The organism is Salmonella sp. SG203, from assembly GCF_013350575.1.
Lineage (GTDB): Bacteria > Pseudomonadota > Gammaproteobacteria > Enterobacterales > Enterobacteriaceae > Salmonella > Salmonella enterica.
In genome coordinates this window covers 1-469 of sequence record NZ_SNMT01000114.1, presented here as the reverse complement: position 1 = coordinate 469, position 469 = coordinate 1, and the positions used below count along the sequence as shown (strand labels likewise).

Here is a 469-nt window from a genome sequence, read left to right as displayed (position 1 = left end):
TCGCTGATAACCAGTACAGGGTGAAACAACAGCGCCTGCCTCAGGGCATAGAACAGAAAAATATGCTCACGCGGGCGCAGACACAGTATCAGCGTCGTCTCCGGCTGCCGGCCCAGCTGCTTCAGCAGCGCTGGCAGAGTGTACGTAGTGTCACAGTCACTCTCCGGCAGGGCTGATTCTGCCAGATGCGCCACGGCGGTCACCACCGGCCAGCAGTCTCCGTGGACGATAACCCGCCGGGCCCCCGTCTGCTGGTCACATACCGCCATCATCAGTCCCCTTCTTTTTCAGTATCTTTCCCGCGTTTCTGTTGCTGCACAGCCGGTTCCACAGTTCATTTGCCATCGACCTGTCACCGTTACCGACCCGGCGTTTTGATACCGGCGGCGGTCCGGCCCTTTCACGGCGCGTGGACGGAGCGGGACCGTCAAGAACCCGGATAACATAAATTTCATAGCGTCGTGCCTTA

Annotated in this window: 1 protein-coding gene and 1 pseudogene; both read right to left on the bottom strand. The window is 59.3% G+C overall.

Going from position 1 to position 469, the window contains the following annotated elements; all coding sequences use genetic code 11:
- Positions 1-272 (bottom strand): annotated as a pseudogene (locus tag HV477_RS28095) (transcriptional regulator); the annotation flags it as partial.
- Positions 256-469 (bottom strand): CaiF/GrlA family transcriptional regulator (locus HV477_RS28090; RefSeq protein ID WP_175065768.1); only part of this gene is annotated, 214 nt, incomplete at its 5' end. The gene HV477_RS28090 and the pseudogene HV477_RS28095, both read right to left, overlap by 17 nt.